Source organism: Nostoc parmelioides FACHB-3921, from assembly GCF_014696625.1.
In the GTDB taxonomy this organism is placed as follows: domain Bacteria; phylum Cyanobacteriota; class Cyanobacteriia; order Cyanobacteriales; family Nostocaceae; genus Trichormus; species Trichormus parmelioides.
Genome location: NZ_JACJQL010000055.1, coordinates 1 through 16,501, shown reverse-complemented (window position 1 = coordinate 16,501; position 16,501 = coordinate 1). Strand labels below are relative to the sequence as shown.

The 16,501-nt window shown below is 43.8% G+C and carries 15 protein-coding genes and 1 pseudogene; 11 read left to right on the top strand and 5 right to left on the bottom strand.

Annotated elements, in window-relative coordinates; translation table 11 throughout:
- Positions 1-51: 51 nt before the first annotated feature.
- Positions 52-780, bottom strand: a complete 729-nt coding sequence (gene rpaB / locus H6G14_RS25280; RefSeq protein ID WP_010997963.1) for a response regulator transcription factor RpaB — start codon at positions 778-780, stop codon at positions 52-54.
- Between the two features lie 176 nt (positions 781-956).
- Between rpaB and radA the strand changes: the two genes are divergently transcribed.
- From radA to H6G14_RS25260, 4 genes and pseudogenes are all read left to right on the top strand, one after another.
- Complete coding sequence (radA, locus tag H6G14_RS25275; protein ID WP_190570723.1) at positions 957-2,480, top strand: DNA repair protein RadA; 1,524 nt, start codon at positions 957-959, stop codon at positions 2,478-2,480.
- A 104-nt stretch (positions 2,481-2,584) separates the two neighbouring features.
- Positions 2,585-2,821 (top strand): annotated as a pseudogene (locus H6G14_RS25270) (Uma2 family endonuclease); the annotation flags it as partial.
- A gap of 10 nt (positions 2,822-2,831) precedes the next feature.
- Positions 2,832-3,632 (top strand): Uma2 family endonuclease, encoded by an 801-nt coding sequence (locus tag H6G14_RS25265; protein ID WP_190570721.1) that lies wholly within the window; start codon positions 2,832-2,834, stop codon positions 3,630-3,632.
- A gap of 93 nt (positions 3,633-3,725) precedes the next feature.
- Positions 3,726-4,619 (top strand): SDH family Clp fold serine proteinase, encoded by an 894-nt coding sequence (locus tag H6G14_RS25260; RefSeq protein WP_190570719.1) that lies wholly within the window; start codon positions 3,726-3,728, stop codon positions 4,617-4,619.
- A gap of 30 nt (positions 4,620-4,649) precedes the next feature.
- Here the strand turns inward: H6G14_RS25260 and H6G14_RS25255 are convergent, their stop codons facing one another.
- On the bottom strand, positions 4,650-5,375 hold the full coding sequence (locus tag H6G14_RS25255; protein ID WP_190570717.1) for a peptidoglycan-binding domain-containing protein: 726 nt from the start codon (positions 5,373-5,375) through the stop codon (positions 4,650-4,652).
- Positions 5,376-5,628: 253 nt separating this feature from the next.
- Between H6G14_RS25255 and H6G14_RS25250 the strand changes: the two genes are divergently transcribed.
- The 7 genes from H6G14_RS25250 to H6G14_RS25220 all read left to right on the top strand — a co-directional run bounded on the left by H6G14_RS25250 (position 5,629) and on the right by H6G14_RS25220 (position 14,156).
- Complete coding sequence (locus H6G14_RS25250; RefSeq protein WP_190570715.1) at positions 5,629-7,047, top strand: hypothetical protein; 1,419 nt, start codon at positions 5,629-5,631, stop codon at positions 7,045-7,047.
- Between the two features lie 177 nt (positions 7,048-7,224).
- The gene (gene rimP / locus H6G14_RS25245) at positions 7,225-7,686 is read left to right on the top strand and encodes a ribosome maturation factor RimP (protein WP_011318671.1); all 462 of its coding nucleotides are present in this window, start codon (positions 7,225-7,227) and stop codon (positions 7,684-7,686) included.
- A gap of 158 nt (positions 7,687-7,844) precedes the next feature.
- Positions 7,845-9,122 carry a transcription termination factor NusA gene (gene nusA, locus H6G14_RS25240; RefSeq protein WP_190570714.1) on the top strand — a complete coding sequence of 426 codons (1,278 nt, stop codon included), beginning with the start codon at positions 7,845-7,847 and terminating at the stop codon, positions 9,120-9,122.
- A 148-nt stretch (positions 9,123-9,270) separates the two neighbouring features.
- Positions 9,271-9,540: a YlxR family protein gene (locus tag H6G14_RS25235; RefSeq protein WP_190570712.1), complete on the top strand. Its 270-nt coding sequence runs from the start codon at positions 9,271-9,273 to the stop codon at positions 9,538-9,540.
- 492 nt (positions 9,541-10,032) lie between these two features.
- Positions 10,033-13,149, top strand: a complete 3,117-nt coding sequence (gene infB, locus H6G14_RS25230) for a translation initiation factor IF-2 (protein ID WP_190570710.1) — start codon at positions 10,033-10,035, stop codon at positions 13,147-13,149.
- Between the two features lie 191 nt (positions 13,150-13,340).
- Positions 13,341-13,952, top strand: a complete 612-nt coding sequence (locus H6G14_RS25225; protein WP_190570708.1) for a low-complexity tail membrane protein — start codon at positions 13,341-13,343, stop codon at positions 13,950-13,952.
- Positions 13,953-13,958: 6 nt separating this feature from the next.
- A complete protein-coding gene (locus H6G14_RS25220; RefSeq protein WP_190570707.1) occupies positions 13,959-14,156 on the top strand; it encodes a hypothetical protein in 198 nt (65 codons plus the stop codon).
- Here the strand turns inward: H6G14_RS25220 and H6G14_RS25215 are convergent.
- The 3 genes from H6G14_RS25215 to H6G14_RS25205 all read right to left on the bottom strand — a co-directional run bounded on the left by H6G14_RS25215 (position 14,153) and on the right by H6G14_RS25205 (position 16,416).
- Positions 14,153-14,683, bottom strand: a complete 531-nt coding sequence (locus H6G14_RS25215) for an alpha/beta hydrolase (RefSeq protein WP_190570705.1) — start codon at positions 14,681-14,683, stop codon at positions 14,153-14,155. The two genes, H6G14_RS25220 and H6G14_RS25215, sit on opposite strands and share 4 nt — an antisense overlap.
- A 26-nt stretch (positions 14,684-14,709) precedes the next feature.
- On the bottom strand, positions 14,710-15,519 hold the full coding sequence (locus H6G14_RS25210) for an SDR family oxidoreductase (protein ID WP_190570703.1): 810 nt from the start codon (positions 15,517-15,519) through the stop codon (positions 14,710-14,712).
- 108 nt (positions 15,520-15,627) lie between these two features.
- Positions 15,628-16,416 (bottom strand): Rpn family recombination-promoting nuclease/putative transposase, encoded by a 789-nt coding sequence (locus H6G14_RS25205; protein WP_190570750.1) that lies wholly within the window; start codon positions 16,414-16,416, stop codon positions 15,628-15,630.
- Positions 16,417-16,501: the final 85 nt, after the last annotated feature.

Genomic DNA, 16,501 nt, shown 5'->3' with positions numbered 1-16,501 from the left:
GTCCATAGTTAACAGTCAACAGTTAACAGTCAACAGTCAACACTTGTTCCTCTATTCTTCTCCTGGCTCAATTATGCGTTGAAACAAATAGCCAGTACCCCGTGCTGTGAGAATTAATTCTGGGTTACTGGGGTCATCTTCTAATTTTGCCCGTAAGCGGGAGATATGCACATCCACCACACGGGTGTCTACATGGCGTTCTGGAGTGTAACCCCAGACTTCTTGTAAAATTTCCGAACGGGAAAAAGCTTCTCCAGAACGGCTGACTAGCAACTCTAGTAAGCTAAATTCCATACCTGTCAAGCGGATACGCTCATCGCCTTTGTAGACTTGGCGCTTGTTGGTATCAATTTTGATATTGCCAACGTGAATCACTCCAGAACTGGGAATACCAGAAGCACCGGTTTTATCTACCCGTCGTAATACTGAGCGAATTCTTGCTTCTAGTTCCTTGGGTGAAAATGGTTTAACTACGTAGTCATCAGCACCTAACTCTAAACCAGTGATGCGATCGGCAACGTCCCCTAAGGCTGTTAGCATAATTATAGGGACATCCGATTCTTTACGTAGTTCTTGACAAACACCATAACCATCTAGTTTTGGCATCATCACATCCAAAACCACTAAATCCGGGTCAGATTTGCGGAATGTATCTAAAGCTTCTTCGCCATCCCCTGCTGTTACTACATCGTAGCCAATCATTGAAAGGCGCGTTTCTAAAATTCGGCGAATGCTAGCTTCGTCGTCTACTACCAGGATTTTTTCTTTATGACTTTCCAAGTTTCTCAATGCTCCTTAACTAAAATTTTCATGATTAATTTTTAATACCATAATATTAAGATATCATTCCTTCAAATGATTTGGAAAATGCTCTAACTCTTGCTATTAATCGGATTTTCAATTTGAGCAATACTTAAGGAAAAATTAAGATATTTAATATTAGTTAAGATTTAATAATGGCAAAGCCTAAAACTTTTTACATTTGTAACGAATGTGGAGCAGAATCTCCCCAATGGTTTGGTAAGTGTCCAGCTTGTGGTACTTACAATTCCTTAGAAGAACAGATTACCATTCAATCTTCCGTAGATGTACCTAAGGGAGGGGTTAGTGGTTGGCACGCTTCTCAGAATAATGGCAAAGCACCTGTTAAACCGCCAAAAGCACGAGCTTCTTTAACATTTGATCAAATTACCGATCGCCAAATCGCTCGTTGGGAGTCTGGTTATGGAGAACTCGATCGGGTGCTTGGTGGTGGTGTGGTTCCAGGTTCGATGGTTTTGATTGGTGGTGATCCCGGTATTGGTAAATCTACTCTATTACTACAAGTCTCAAATCAATTGGCGCAGAGATATCGCATTCTCTATGTCACTGGTGAAGAATCTGGGCAACAGGTAAAGTTAAGAGCTTCTCGCTTAGGTGTAGCAAAAACTCTGAGTGTTGTCGGAGATGATCAAGGGGAGGAATCAGAACAGACACCCCTAGTATCCATAGCTGATGGTGTGGGCGCAGATTTATATGTTTTGCCAGAAACAGATTTAGAAGAAATATTACGAGAGGTGGATTCTCTCAAGCCCAATGTGGCTGTAATAGATAGTATTCAAACCGTGTTTTTCCCAGCCCTGACCTCTGCGCCTGGTTCAGTCGCCCAAGTCAGGGAATGCACAGCCGCCTTAATGAAAGTGGCAAAACACGAAGACATCACCATGTTAATTGTGGGACACGTCACCAAAGAAGGGGCGATCGCCGGGCCGAAAGTTTTAGAACACTTAGTAGATACAGTACTCTATTTTGAAGGCGATCGCTTTGCATCTCATCGGTTATTACGCACAGTGAAAAACCGCTTTGGTGCAACGCACGAAATCGGCATCTTTGAAATGGTGCAAAACGGACTCCGTGAAGTCCCCAACCCCAGTGAGTTATTTTTAGGTAACCGTGATGATCCCGCACCAGGTACAGCCATCGTTGTTGCTTGCGAGGGTACACGCCCGATTGTAGTTGAATTACAAGCCTTAGTCAGTCCTACCAGCTATCCCTCTCCCCGCCGTGCCGGAACCGGTATAGATTATAACCGATTAGTCCAAATTCTTGCCGTGTTAGAAAAACGGGTAGGAATTCCTATGTCCAAATTGGATTCTTACGTCGCCTCAGCTGGAGGATTGAATGTAGAAGAACCAGCCGTAGATTTAGGAATCGCCATTGCCATCGTTGCCAGTTTCCGCGATCGCATCGTTGATCCTGGTACAGTCTTGATTGGCGAAGTCGGCTTAGGTGGACAAGTGCGATCGGTTTCCCAGATGGAACTCCGATTAAAAGAAGCAGCTAAACTGGGATTCAAGAAAGCGATCGTTCCTAAAGGGCAAAAATTTCCCGACTTTGACATTGAAATCATCCCAGTTGCCAAAGTCATAGATGCAATTATCGCCGCCATCCCTCACCAAGAACTAACAGAAGAGGACTTCAACCTAGACGAAGATGAATAGGTAGCAGGTGACAGGAAACTTCAAATTTTGAATTTTGTACTCCTGCGGAGAACCCGTAGGGTATTTTGAATTAGGAGCGAAGCGACGTGACAGCTATCATCACCCCCAACGAAAATCAACATTACTGGATAGCCGAAATGAATCTTTACTTTGGCGTATGGCAAGGTACGCGGGAAAATCGTACAGGTAATTGGTTGCGCTGGTGGGATGAAACCGGACAATTACTACTGTGGGGTTCGGAGTTAGTGGAACAAGAACGGCAACGTGTCGAACAAGAACGTCAACGTGCCGAGCGATTAGCAGCGCAACTACGAGCCGCAGGTATTGAACCACAAGAGTAGACTTTTGACTATGAATACTTTCTCTAACTACGTCCCCCAATCAGATCCGCCCCTTCCTCCGTGGGAAACCCTACCAACTATGTATGATTTACCTAGCGACAATCCAGGGGAGCCAGGCTTGCCAGACGATTTTCATTTTTTACAGCCCTTACTCTTATACTTAACCTTTCAACCAATTAACTGGAATCCTGAATTAGTTTACAGTGCGGCTGACCTCAATCTTTATTATGACCTCCAGCATCCACTATGGTATAAACGCCCTGATTGGTTTGGTGTTGTGGGAGTACAAAAACTCTACAAAGGCGAAGATTTGCGTTTAAGTTATGTCACTTGGCAAGAACCAGCAAATCCTTTTGTAGTAGTAGAATTATTATCCCCAGGTACAGAAGACGAAGATTTAGGCATTACTCAAAAGCCAACCGCTAAACCACCCAGCAAATGGGAAGTTTACGAGCGAATTTTGCGAATCCCTTACTATATTGTGTTTAGTCGCTACACCAATGAACTGAGAGCCTTTCAGTTAGTAGGCGGTCATTATGAACCGATAAATTTAACTGAGGGACGCATACTCATGCCAGAATTGGGTTTAAGTTTGGGTGTGTGGCAAGGAGCGTTTCGAGATATTAACAGGTTGTGGCTACGTTGGTTCACCTTAGCAGGAAAATTAATTTCTGAGCCTACAGAAGAAGTTGTTGCAGCTACGGAACGCGCGATAATTGCTGAACAGGAAGCTGAACAGGCAAAAAGAAAAGCAGCACAGTTAGCAGAACGCCTGCGACAACTAGGAGTGAATCCTGATGAGCTGGTGTAAATTATGCTTCTCAGATAAACCTGTAGATAGAATTGCGATCGCCTAAAACTTGTCACAATATATTGCGATCGCTATTTTGGAACAATTAATTCTATGGGTTTTGGTATTGGTGATTTATTCTGGATTTTTCTTCTTCTTTCTTCTCTGCAACCACTCTGGCAAAAACGCCAAGTAGAATATCGCCGCATCCGGGCTTTACAAGAATTTCAGCAAGAACGTAAAAGCCGCGTAATTTTACTCATACATCGTCAAGAGTCTATCAGTTTATTAGGAATTCCCATCTCACGCTACATAACTATCGAAGACTCAGAACAAATACTTAGGGCAATTCGCCTCACACCCCCTGATGTACCCATAGACTTAATTCTGCATACACCAGGGGGTTTAGTCCTAGCTACCGAACAAATAGCCAGAGCTTTAATTCGTCACTCTGCCAAAGTTACTGTATTTGTACCCCACTATGCCATGAGTGGCGGCACTATGCTAGCCCTCGCCGCCGATGAAATTGTGATGGATGCCAATGCTGTCTTAGGCCCAGTTGATCCCCAACTGGGTAATTTCCCCGCCGCTAGCATTCTTAAAGTTGTCAAAGATAAACCAATCGGGGACATTGATGACCAGACTTTAATCATGGCAGACCTAGCCGGCAAAGCTATTGATCAAGTGCAACGCTTCGTGCGAACTCTACTCAAAGATAATATACCCAAACAAAAAGTCAGCCCTGAAAATATCGAATCCATTATCGAAGCTTTGACCACCGGTCGAGTAACCCATGACTACCCAATCACCGTTGAAGAAGCCACAGAAATGGGGCTGCCCATAACTGTAGGACTGCCCCATTCTATCTACGAACTAATGGATTTATATCCCCAACCCCAAGGAGGAAGACCCAGTGTTCAGTATATTCCTATGCCTTACGATGATCGCCGTCCCATCTTACCCATACCAAAAGGTAGACCCCTCGAAGAACCAAATCAAAAGAACTAATGTTTGGGTATAGGGGGTTTTTAGCGTTATCTAAGGTGTAGTTGTCGGCGATGCTGTTGGTGAGGGTGATTCAGTTGGTGAGGGTGATGCCTCCGGTTTAGCTGTTGGCGATTCAGTTGGTGAGGGTGATACTGTTGGTGTAGTTGCCGGTGATTTCGTTGGCAAGGGTGATGTTGTCGGTTTAGATGTTGGCGATGCTGCTGGTTTAGCTGTCGGCGATGCTGTTGGTTTAGCTGTCGGTGATGGCGACGGCTTCACCGTTGGCTGAGTACTCGGTTTACTGATGACTTTTTTGGCTTCTTCGTCCAACTTTTGACGAAGAGCTAAATTAGCAATACCAGTTGCTTCTAGCTTATGTTTTTTCTGAAATTCTTTAATGGCTGCTTCAGTTTTGGGGCCGTAAAATTGATCACGGGGTAAAGGGGGATTTGTCTTTAGGACTGCGTTTAAGTTTGCTTGCAAGATTTGAACGATATTTGCAGCAAAATCTTGGGTTTTTGGCCCTGCGATCCCATCAACTGGGGTAAGTTTGTAACCTTTTTGAAATTCACTGATAGCTTTTTTAGTTTCTGCGTCAGTGAGAGGCGTGTTTGTCACCTTGACGTTATAGCCTAAACCTCGTAAAACTGTACGAAATTCCTGTGGCGTATAATTACGCTGACGGGCTGCAAAAGTTGTATTTGAAATTACGAAACTAGTACTAATTACGCAAGCTGTAGCAATAATTGTGCTTGATTTTCCAAACCCACACCACATATTTAAAACTCCTTTGAGTTAAACCAAGAAATTGATAGACGTAAACAAGAGGATAATTTTACTTTGCTTTACACCATTTGTCTTGATTGTTCATAATTTTTGACGAATGATAAAGCTTTTTAGTTTTAATCTAATTAACATATAATAAAATATTTTTCCTCATTCACAAGAAATATCCTAGTTACATTACTATGCAAAGTATAAGAATTAAAAATGGTTTAGTTAGGGTAATTTGTATAATCTAAAACTAAAAATGGCTAATCGAAAATTACCGAAAAAACAAAATTTATACTTTGAAAGATTGATGGCAACCATTGCCACATTAAACTTATTCTTAGTTTTATTTGATTTAAGCTATGTGCCGTGGCGGGATTTTTACTTACGGAAATTGCCAGAAATAACTAAAATTTATGACCCTATTAAGGGTATTGAACAGCACAGGGAAACGCAAAATTATTTAAATCAAATCAACCTTTTACAAGCACAAGTAAGTCAAACAGGTATCACATCACCAGAAGTCAAAACTCAATTACAAGAGATTAGTCGTCTGAGCAACGAGATGATCGAAGGTAATCCATTTGCCGCCGCAGGTAAAAGTGGGACTTTAGAAAGAATCAAAAAGCGAATGCGCGATCGCATCGGTAATGATTCAGCCAAACAATCATTTGCTACCTTTTGGAGTCAGCCATACCTATCCCAAAAAGGCTGGATACAAGAAATTACCTTTTTTAACCAGAAAATCAGTCCTTTAATTGCTACAAATTACTACCGCCAAATTGGGGAAAACAATGAATTTATTAATTATTTTTGGCTGATAGATTTACCATTTGTTTGCTTATTTGGCTTAGAGTTACTAGGACGCGTAATTTATATCAGAGGTAGCCATCCAGGGTTCAGCTGGTTAAATGCTATTTTGTGGCGCTGGTATGATTTATTCCTATTAATTCCCTTCTGGTGCTGGTTGCGGATTATACCAGTAACGATTCGCCTAGATCATGCCCGTTTATTAAACCTGCAACCCATAAATAAACAAATTCATCAAGTAGTCGTCGCCAATTTCGCCGAAGAACTCACAGAAATTGTCGTCATCCGCGTCATTAACCAGATTCAGGGATCAATTCAAAAGGGTGAAATTACACGCTGGTTGCTGCAAAACGACAAATTGCGTCCCTACATAGACCTTAACGATATCAATGAAGTGGAAGCGATCGCTGGTCTTTTAGTCCAAACTATCGTTGATCAAGTCTTGCCCAAAATTCAACCAGAACTAGTTGCCTTATTACAGCACAATATCAACAGCGCCTTTCACCAAGTCCCTATCTACAAGAACCTACAATCCTTACCCGGAGTTGGACAAGCCCAAACCCAAATCAGTGAACAAATAGCCACCCAAATCACCACAAATCTCTACAACGTCCTAGTCAGCGCTATCAAAGATCCCATCGGTGCCAAACTCTCCAGCCAACTTGCCCATAGCTTCACCCAAGCCTTAGGCAACGAAATACAGCAAAAGCACGTACTCTCCGAAATCCAAAGCTTACTAGTTGACTTCCTAGAAGAAGTCAAACTCAACTACGTCCAGCGTTTATCCCAAGAAGACATCGACCAAATCATCGAACAAACTAGACAACTCAAATCAATTCCCAATTCAATTGTGAGGAGTAGGGAGTAGGAAGAAAATTGTACAGACGCGATTTATCGCGTCTCTGACCAATGACTATTGACTAATAAAGAAATGCGCTACACTCATGTTAGCGGCGAACCATCATCGGTTCGTTACAAGACTTCTTGGAAGATATCCCTATCGCAGGAAGTGGGTTGATGCCCACTTTTTTTATTGTATTTGCACATGACTCATCCTTTAGTTCCACCAATTACAGATTTGGCAATACCAGTGGCAGAACAACTGGGATTGGAAGTCGTTGGTATCGTTTTTCACACCAACCAACGACCACCAGTATTACGGGTAGATATCCGTAATCCTCAACAGGATACTGGTCTGGATGATTGTGAGCGCATGAGCCGTGCTTTAGAAGCTGCCTTAGATGCAACGGAAATCATTCCAGATGCTTATGTCTTGGAAGTGTCAAGTCCTGGTATTTCGCGGCAACTGGTAACTGATCGGGAATTTATCTCTTTTAAAGGGTTTCCTGTAATTGTTTCCACTTCCCCACCCCACGAAGGACAACAAGAGTGGATTGGTCAGTTGATTCGCCGGGACGAGACAAAAGTTTACATAAATCAAAAAGGCCGCGTCATTGAAATCCCTCGTTCCCTAATTACTAGGGTGTTGCTACATGACGGCGAATAGACGAGAGACGAGGGATTAGGGACTGGGAACTGGGGACTGGAAGGAGGTAAGGAAGGATAATTTTCCTCCTACTCCCTTGTTACCCTATCTTTTGATTTTCCCTATGCCCAGTACTCAATACCCAATCCCCAGTCCCCAACATATAAAGGAGATTGCTTATGTCAATGGTTAGTTTACCAGGATTAAAAGATTTAATAGAAAGTATTAGTCGTGAACGGAATTTGCCCCGGTTAGCGGTTCAAGCTGCTATTAGAGAAGCCTTACTTAAGGGTTATGAGCGTTATCGTCGCGCTCAAAACATCGAGCGTAAACAGTTTGATGAAGATTATTTTGATAACTTTGAAGTCGAGTTAGATATTGACGAGGAAGGATTTCGCGTTCTTTCCACAAAATCCATTGTTGAAGAAGTTAATAATTCCGACCATCAAATCTCCTTAGATGAAGTACAACAAGTAGCCCCCGAAGCCCAATTGGGAGACTCAGTGGTACTAGATGTCACCCCAGACCAAGGTGAATTTGGGCGCATGGCAGCTATGCAAACCAAGCAAGTCTTAGCGCAAAAACTACGGGATCAACAGCGCCAGATGGTGCAAGAAGAGTTCCAAGACTTAGAAGGCACAGTTCTGCAAGCCAGAGTTTTGCGATTTGAACGCCAATCAGTGATTCTGGCAGTTAGCAGTACCTTTGGACAACCAGAAGTAGAAGCCGAATTACCCAAACGCGAACAATTGCCCAACGACAATTATCGGGCAAACGCCACATTTAAGGTATATCTCAAAAAAGTTTCCCAAGGTCAGCAACGCGGCCCACAGTTATTAGTCTCCCGTGCGGATGCAGGTTTAGTAGTTTATCTATTTGCCAACGAAGTACCAGAAATTGAAGATGAAGTGGTACGGATAGTTGCCGTGGCTAGGGAGGCAAACCCCCCTTCCCGCTATGTAGGCCCAAGGACTAAAATAGCAGTAGATACCCTGGATCGTGATGTAGACCCAGTAGGAGCTTGCATTGGCGCTAGGGGATCACGGATTCAGGTAGTAGTCAACGAATTACGCGGCGAAAAAATTGACGTGATTCGCTGGTCTCCAGACCCAGCAACATACATTGCCAACGCCCTCAGCCCGGCGCGAGTCGATGAAGTGCGCCTCATGGATCCAGAAACTCGACAAACTCACGTATTAGTCGCGGAAGACCAACTGAGTTTGGCTATTGGCAAAGAAGGACAAAACGTGCGATTAGCTGCCCGATTGACTGGCTGGAAAATAGATATTAAAGATAAAGCCAAGTATGACCAAGCAGCCGAAGATGCTAAATTTGTGGCGGCGCGTGCAAAATATCAACTAGAGGAAGATGACATCGAATCAGACGAGCTAGACTATGAAGAAAATCAAGAAGGAGAATTAGAAGACTCATCTTTTGACCCCAACGATGAAGAGTAATTTCTCAGCCTTAAGGATTTCTGGTAAGATAGACCATAGTATTAGTCTTAATTATTACTAAAAATCAGGCAACACAAAGATCAATCAGAGTTGGCAAGTCTAACTTGGTTGTCACCATCAATAGTTCTGTTAAAGTTACAGAAGACAGATGCAACCCAACTACCGACGTTGTATTAGTTGCCGTAAAGTAGGACTAAAACAAGACTTTTGGCGGATTGTCCGTGTCTTTCCTTCGGGAAAGGTACAATTGAATGAGGGCATGGGGCGTTCAGCCTATATTTGTCCCCAGATGAGCTGCCTACAAGTGGCTCAGAAAAAAAATCGATTAGGGCGATCGCTACAAGCATCGGTGCCAGAAACACTGTACCAAACATTGTGGCAAAATCTCGCCCAAAACGATCCCCAAAATCAAAATTAGGCTAAAAAACATTCATGGTGGTAATTCCTCAGGGGAATCTGTGGTGACAGCCAAAACATTTGAGCTATGACCACACCCTCTGAAATTTTTGGGGTTAGTGCCAAAATAGTAAATGGGTGTAGTTAGCAAGCGGCTCCGACAAAATATTTAAGAGGAGCGAAGCATTACTCCCAACAAAATCACTCTCATTGTGTTGTGGAAGGCTCAGAAACAGCAAAACAAAAAACGACAAAATGGCAACCTGGTAGCGCTCAGGCGCAGTTCGGCATCAATGAACATCATAAAAATGTTTTATTTAACAAATTTTTAAGGATGTTCGCTAACCATCGATTTTGGTGGAGATGCCAGCATTAACCCGAAACATCTCTCTTTCCTGATTGGAGGCACCGGCAAAATCACCAAGGGCAACCTAAAACAGTAATCAAAGGATGGAGATGTCGCACTTCCAGGCAACCATCCGCAAAAAAACTGTAAATTAAAGGGGAAGAGTGGATGAACAACGGCAAAGTTAGAATCTACGAATTATCAAAGGAATTGAATTTGGATAACAAAGAGCTATTAGCAATTTGCGACCAGCTCAATATTGCGGTCAAAAGCCATAGCAGTACAATTTCAGAATCAGAGGCAGAAAGTATCCGGGCAGCTGCGGAAAAACTTGCAGCTACAAATGGAACATCCAAAAAAGAATTAAACACAACCAGTCATAAACCAAATTCAGCACCTGCTGGCTCGCGCAACCGACCTGCGCCCCCACAAAAACAACAACAAATTTTGGAAATTCGTAAACCCAAAATATTGAGAAACACTACCCCCAACGCTCCAGAAGCGTCAGTTGCTAATAACCAGATTGCTTCTTCTGAAGCCAATTCTCCAGCACCTCCACGGCCCTTCGCTACACCAGTCTCGCCCATGAAGCCGACGGCACCATCTCGACCTGTACCACGGAATGTATCTGAGACCCCGCAAAAACCTGCTGCACCAGAAGCAGAGCCGGAAGCCCAATCACAAGCTCCAGCGAAAATCGCAGTAGAGAAGCCAGAAAAATCAGCTCAACCTAGACCAGGTAAACCAGAGAGACAACCAAAACCCCAACTGGTAGCGCCTCCTAGTAGACCTACAGCAGAAAAACTGGATCTATCTGAAATAACAGGTGCGCCTGGCGAAAAACCAATACTCAAGCGCGATCGCCCACGGCGTGAAGATGAGCGCGACCAAGCTAAACCAAGAGTCGCCAAACCTGCACAGGGAGAAACCTCATCGGCTCCAGTACAAAAACAGGCGCGCCCCGGCCAAGGCCCAGTCAAACCAGAGCAACGTGTCAACAGACCAGGCGCTCCATCAGGTGACGGCATACGTCCCCAAAGACCAGTCCGCCCGTCAGCAGATGCCGCACCAGTTGCTACTCCACCTAGAGGAGTCCCTGGTGGTAGAGGAGAGGTAGGCGATACAGTAGCGATCGCCCCAGACTTGCTGGATCTGAAACGCCCGACACCACCCCGTCTTGCCAAAGGTGGCAAGAAGTGGCAAGAAGAAGAAATCATCGACGAAATCAAAGAGAAAGCTGGTAAGGCTGGCGTTAAAGGCAAACGCGTCAAGCCATTGGTGGAAGATGATTTTGAAGACGAAGATTTACTAGATGAAGAGGGATTAGAAATACCCGCAACCGTCCAAGTTAGTCTTTCCATCGCCCGTCCCCCCAAACCAAAAGCAGCCAGAGCAGCAACAGCAGCAACGGCAGCACCAATTAGTAGTCCTACCACCCGTGGTAAGAGGTCTAGCCATAGTAATCGTGACCAAAATCGCCGCCAGGAAACAGAAGTTAAACGTGAGCGGCCAGAAAAAGTTGCGGTCACAGGGGCAATGACAGTGCAAGAGTTAGCTGACCTTCTGGCAGTTGCTGACACAGAAATCGTGAAAATCCTGTTCATGAAAGGCATGGCAGTGAGTATCACCCAAAATCTGGATATTCCGACAATTACCTTGGTAGGCAAAGAGTTAGAGATAGAAGTCGAAACTGCTGAACCAGAAGCAGAAGCCCGTAAAGTCACGGAAATGATTGAAGTGGGCGACTTGGAACATCTCCTGCGTCGTCCGCCAGTAGTGACAATCATGGGTCACGTAGACCACGGTAAGACTACCCTCCTCGACTCGATTCGCAAAACCAAAGTAGCAGCCGGTGAAGCTGGTGGGATTACCCAGCATATAGGTGCATACCACGTTGATATCGTCCATGACGGTAAAGAACAACAGATTGTCTTCTTAGATACCCCCGGTCACGAAGCCTTTACAGCCATGCGAGCAAGAGGCGCTAGGGTAACAGATATCGCCGTCTTAGTTGTAGCCGCAGACGATGGTGTACGTCCCCAAACAGTCGAGGCAATTAGCCACGCTCAAGCAGCCGGAGTACCAATTGTTGTTGCTATCAACAAAATTGATAAAGAAGGCGCACAACCAGACCGCGTGAAACAAGAACTCACCCAGTATGGCTTGACCCCAGAAGAGTGGGGTGGTGAAACCATCATGGTTCCTGTCAGCGCCATCAAGGGTGAAAACCTCGATACTCTCCTAGAGATGATTCTCTTAGTAGCAGAAGTTGGTGAACTATCCGCCAACCCAGACCGGAACGCCAGAGGAACCGTTATTGAAGCCCACCTGGATAAAGCCAAGGGCGCAGTTGCTACCCTGTTGATTCAGAACGGTACACTCCATGTAGGAGATATACTACTTGCTGGTTCAGCATTCGGTAAAGTCCGGGCAATGGTTGACGATCGCGGCAGAAGAGTAGATATAGCTGGGCCTTCATTTGCAGTTGAGGTACTGGGCTTAAGTGACGTACCTGCCGCAGGTGATGAATTTGAGGTATTCGACAACGAAAAAGAAGCCAGAGCGCTGGCCTCAGACCGCGCCGACAAGCAACGTCTATCTCGTCTACTACAAGGACGTGTCACCCTCACAACCCTATCTGCTCAAGCTCAAGAAGGCGAGTTGAAAGAACTCAACCTGATCTTGAAAGCCGACGTACAAGGTTCTGTAGAAGCAATTGTGGGATCACTCAAACAAATCCCCCAAAACGAAGTACAGATCCGGATGCTGTTAACTGCGGCTGGCGAAATCACCGAAACAGATATCGACTTAGCAGCAGCCAGTGGAGCTGTAATTATCGGCTTCAACACCACCTTTGCCAGTGGAGCCAGACAAGCTGCTGATGAAGCAGGTGTAGACGTGCGGGAATACAACATCATCTACAAACTGATCGAAGATATCCAAGGCGCATTGGAAGGTCTGTTAGAACCAGAGTTGGTAGAAGAACCCCTTGGTCAAACAGAAGTCCGCGCTGTCTTCCCAGTTGGTCGCGGTGCTGTTGCTGGTTGTTACGTCCAGTCTGGCAAACTAGTCCGCAACTGCAAAGTGCGCGTACGTCGTGCCGGTAAGGTGATCTATGAAGGCGTGCTTGACTCCCTCAAACGGATGAAAGACGACGCACGCGAGGTCAACGCTGGTTATGAATGTGGTATCGGTGTTGATAAATTCCATGATTGGGCTGAAGGTGACATCATTGAATCCTATCAAATGGTCACAAAACGCCGTACCCTGGCACTAACAAGATAGTGCTGAGTAACGAGTGCTGAGTGGTAAGTAATTTAAGAGTAAAGAGTTGAAAACAGTTTTTAACTGCGACAACTCACAACTCATACCAGTTGGAAACAAGCCTGGGAGAGATTTAAACCTGACTTTCTTGCTGGTATCCAAACTTAAAATTCAACACTCAGCACTCAAAACTCAAAACTCAGGACTCTTTTATGCGCTCATTTCGCTCTGAACCAATATTGTGGATTCACGTCGCTGGATTGGCAACACTACCAATTTTTTTGCTATTGTGCTTATTGTTCCTTTCTGTTGGTGAGCCACTTTTACCAGTCTGGATGGAACTTTTGTTAGTAGCTGCAACTGGTCTTATTCCACTTTTATGGATGCAGTTGCGCCGCCCTTTTTATATATTTGCCATTTTGGGAATTGCCCTCAAGCCAGAGAATCTGACTGAGCAGCAAAGAAAAATCCTTTGTTTAATTAATACCAAGTTAAATCGTGTGCTGGCTCTATTGTCAGCAATTTTATCTATTTTTGTATTGTGGCAGCTATATCAAGCTGCGCCTTTAGTTGTTAACATGACAAGTCAATTGCCCCAATGGCGCATCTTGGGGTTAGCACTTGCGGCTTTAACCTTTTTGGCAAGTAATTTGTTTCTGCAAATTCCCGTGAGCGTAGCGCGGGTTTTGGTCACAAATGACACAGAATTTGCAGCGATAGAACCATTACCTTTAGAGAAGATTAACCAGGATTTCACAATTTTAGGGGTGCGGGTTAATAAAATCTTGCCCCAGTTGCCTGTCGAAGTTAAAACTGAGGAATGAGGGACTATGGCTAAGATTACAGCTACCAGTAATTATCAATTTTCTCGTGATCCTGATATTTGGAGCAATCTCCAATATGCGATCGCCGCTAGTTCTGGTTTCCAGCGTTGGCAGCTAGAAAGTAACATTCAACTTACAGAATTGCGTTTAGAACAGCAAGTACAACGTTATTTGCGGGAAACTTTAGAAACTTTAGCTTATTAAAAACCTAATAAATTCTCTAACCTAGCTTGTAAGCTACGAAGTTGACGGTAAGCATTCCCCAAACGCTCTCCGTCAACTTCTACGTTGGGCGTAGGATAATTTTGGATGATTTCTATTAAAGTCATTTGTCCATCGCCACTAGCGGAAAGTAACAAAGCGGAACGCAAAGCTTGTCTATCAGCACTGCGGGATGGTGTGTGAATAACTTGACTTAGCTCATCAAGAATAATGTTACCTACAGGACTGTTTAACACCCGATCTAAAATTACAGGGCTGACTTTGACTGGTGTTGTTAAATATTGACGAATTACTTTAGGGTTTTGTCGAGCTAAAGCTAAATTAATTCGTAGTGAACTTGAGAGTGCGCCAATTTGAGCAAAGGTTGACAATTCTTCTACAACAATAGTTTCACGAAAGACCTTGTACTTCAGTACTACTCTTTCAGCAGCTAAAGCAGAGTTGCTAGACAGTAGGATGCAGACACTCACTACTAATATTGAGGTGCGATACAGCCTGATAAGACTCATATTTTCTGAAGTTTTATACTTGGAACTCAAGCTGACCAAGGTTCTCTAAAGTCAGCGTAAAGCGTCAGACCACCGTCTACAAAGAGAGTTTGTCCCGTGATGTATGCTGCTTCATCAGATGCTAAAAATGCTACTGCTGCCGCCATTTCCTCGGAAGTACCAGCACGCCTCATGGGAATATGACTTTCTACAACTGCTTTCTTTTCCGGGTCATCAGTCCAAGCTTCATTGATAGGTGTAATTGTCGCTCCAGGCGCTACAGAATTGACACGAATACCCCGATGAGCATATTCCAAAGCTAGAGTTTTGGTCATATTTTCCATTCCACCTTTACTGATGGAATAGCTGACATACATTGGTCGAGGGATAATTTCGTGGACACTGGAAATATTAATAATTATCCCTGTACTGTTCTGCGCTAACAGGTGTTTGATAGTCTCACGCGCACACAGATAAGCACCCCGTAGGTTGACTCCGATTACCCGATCAAAATCTGCTGCTGTGACTTCGTGGGATGGACATTCAGTTTGAATCCCGGCGTTATTGATGAGAATATCGAGACTACCAAACTCCTCAATTACAGTGTTGACCATCTCGACAACATCTTCTTCCTGAGAAACATCACCCTGTACTAACAAAGACTTAACACCGCAAATTTCAACATTTTTACAAGCTGTCTGCATAGCCATCTCTTCAGTTTCTTCCGCATCTGAAGGACTTTTGCGGTAATTAATGGCAATATTACAACCTTCTTGAGCAAGACGGATAGCGATCGCCTGTCCAATACCAGAACTAGCACCCGTGATGAGAGTGTTTTTGCCTTTTAATCCGTTCATAATTTTTTAAAGCCAGTAAATAGCCATAGAAAGCCTACACCGCTAGGGTTACAAGCAAATGTGATCGGAAAGTGACACATCTATCATGAGGTACTCAGCAAAAATCAACTAATTCCCTATTACTTGCTGAACTTGCTCAACAGTTAAATCCAAAGCACCTGCTATCTGTTCTACACTCAACCCCAACGCTAACAAACGAGGGATAGCCTCTAACTTTGCTTGTAATTTACCTTCTTGTCTACCTTCTTGTCTGCCTTCTTGTCTGCCTTCTTCTAGTCCATCTTCCTTAATAGACTGATACATTCTAGTTTTTTTGAATTCATCATCTATACCCAACATAGCTGCTACCTCCTCTCGGCTTAAGTTGGTAAATTTGTACAACAGGATAGTTTCTATTAATTCTACAATTTGTTTTTTGTTTGCTTCATCTGTCAGTTCTTGCCTTGCCTGTATAATCAGTTGTCTACCTTGGTCAATGGCTACTGTTTCACTGGCAATAATTAGTTGCACGATCGCTAATTGCAGAGAATTTTCGCTAGCTGTGCCTAATTCTTCTAAATAAATGCGTTGTATTTGGGAACTATCCAAAATCAAGCGATAAGGTTGTTGATCATCCGGTTCTATAATGCGTTGGGGATAGATGACAACAGCACGCCAAAAATTCACAGATGGGTTTTGACGGAGATAAAGAAAGATTTCGGCGAAGAAGCGTCTATAAAATTTAGGATCTAGTTGAAACTGAACTTCAACAAAATATAGGGGTTCTTCTGTGGTTTCATTTACAGGTTTAAATACCCCATCAATGCGAAAGGCAGTTTCTTTCAGTTCCACTGAGACAAACTCGTATGTACTGGGATTAATATCTGTTTCCCCAATAGACCTATCTTTAAAATAAATTTTATAGGAAAATAAACAGAGGAGCTAGAAAAGCGAGTATTAATAATGACAAGCCCCTTAAAAAGAATAGAATCATACCCAGAGG

Excerpts from the sequence above, each read along its gene's own strand:
- nusA (WP_190570714.1), top strand. The coding sequence starts at position 7,845 with ATGTCAATGGTTAGTTTACCAGGATTAAAAGATTTAATAGAAAGTATT.
- H6G14_RS25260 (WP_190570719.1), top strand. The coding sequence starts at position 3,726 with ATGGGTTTTGGTATTGGTGATTTATTCTGGATTTTTCTTCTTCTTTCT.
- H6G14_RS25215 (WP_190570705.1), bottom strand. The coding sequence starts at position 14,683 with ATGAGTCTTATCAGGCTGTATCGCACCTCAATATTAGTAGTGAGTGTC.
- H6G14_RS25220 (WP_190570707.1), top strand. The coding sequence starts at position 13,959 with ATGGCTAAGATTACAGCTACCAGTAATTATCAATTTTCTCGTGATCCT.
- H6G14_RS25235 (WP_190570712.1), top strand. The coding sequence starts at position 9,271 with ATGCAACCCAACTACCGACGTTGTATTAGTTGCCGTAAAGTAGGACTA.
- H6G14_RS25225 (WP_190570708.1), top strand. The coding sequence starts at position 13,341 with ATGCGCTCATTTCGCTCTGAACCAATATTGTGGATTCACGTCGCTGGA.
- infB (WP_190570710.1), top strand. The coding sequence starts at position 10,033 with ATGAACAACGGCAAAGTTAGAATCTACGAATTATCAAAGGAATTGAAT.
- H6G14_RS25265 (WP_190570721.1), top strand. The coding sequence starts at position 2,832 with ATGAATACTTTCTCTAACTACGTCCCCCAATCAGATCCGCCCCTTCCT.
- H6G14_RS25250 (WP_190570715.1), top strand. The coding sequence starts at position 5,629 with ATGGCTAATCGAAAATTACCGAAAAAACAAAATTTATACTTTGAAAGA.
- H6G14_RS25255 (WP_190570717.1), bottom strand. The coding sequence starts at position 5,375 with ATGTGGTGTGGGTTTGGAAAATCAAGCACAATTATTGCTACAGCTTGC.
- radA (WP_190570723.1), top strand. The coding sequence starts at position 957 with ATGGCAAAGCCTAAAACTTTTTACATTTGTAACGAATGTGGAGCAGAA.
- H6G14_RS25210 (WP_190570703.1), bottom strand. The coding sequence starts at position 15,519 with ATGAACGGATTAAAAGGCAAAAACACTCTCATCACGGGTGCTAGTTCT.
- rimP (WP_011318671.1), top strand. The coding sequence starts at position 7,225 with ATGACTCATCCTTTAGTTCCACCAATTACAGATTTGGCAATACCAGTG.